Below are 596 nucleotides of genomic sequence, written 5' to 3'. Positions count from 1 at the left end.
CGAGCACCAAACGGTATACTAAGGGCGCTCGCACGTATGATGTCCACTTGCGGTAAGTCCAAAAGGCCAGAAAAACCCGCAGCCTTCATACTCTCGCCTGAAAAGGCCCACAGAACGTCACGTATCCAACCACCCGAATCTTCTTCGAATTCCCGTATGGCCGGTGCCAGCGAACCAAAATAGTCCTGATAGAATTGTTGGTCTGGTCCAGCCAATTCTTTATGAATATCTTCTGGAGAGCGTTCACCGAAAGGAGAGCCAGGCAGAGCAATTAGCCCGCGCCCAGAGAAAGGAATTGCAAGCCCCACAACGCCACGGAAGATTTCAGGATGCAACCAGGCCGCTGTCCAGGCAATCATTGTCCCCCAGTCATGTCCAACGACAACGGCACTTGAGGCACCTAACGCCCTGACCACACCCACGATGTCCTCGACAACAGACTTGATCAGATAATATTCGGAGTCCAAGAATTTGGATGATCGCCCATAGCCTCTTAGATCAATGGCAACGGCCTGGTAACCGGCCTCGGCTAAAGCTGAAAGCTGGTGGCGCCACGAATACCAGGACTCCGGAAAGCCGTGAACGAGTATGACTAG

General features: G+C 52.9%; 1 protein-coding gene. It reads right to left on the bottom strand.

Annotated elements, in window-relative coordinates; translation table 11 throughout:
- The coding region (locus HOC_RS20730) for an alpha/beta fold hydrolase (RefSeq protein WP_241767113.1) at positions 1–590 on the bottom strand (590 nt) is incomplete at its 3' end.
- Between the last annotated feature and the right edge of the window lie 6 nt (positions 591–596).

It is taken from the genome of Hyphomonas oceanitis SCH89 (assembly GCF_000685295.1).
In the GTDB taxonomy this organism is placed as follows: Bacteria; Pseudomonadota; Alphaproteobacteria; order Caulobacterales; family Hyphomonadaceae; genus Hyphomonas; species Hyphomonas oceanitis.
The sequence above is the reverse complement of the archived record's forward strand: the minus strand, read 5'-3'. Positions and strand labels throughout refer to the sequence as shown.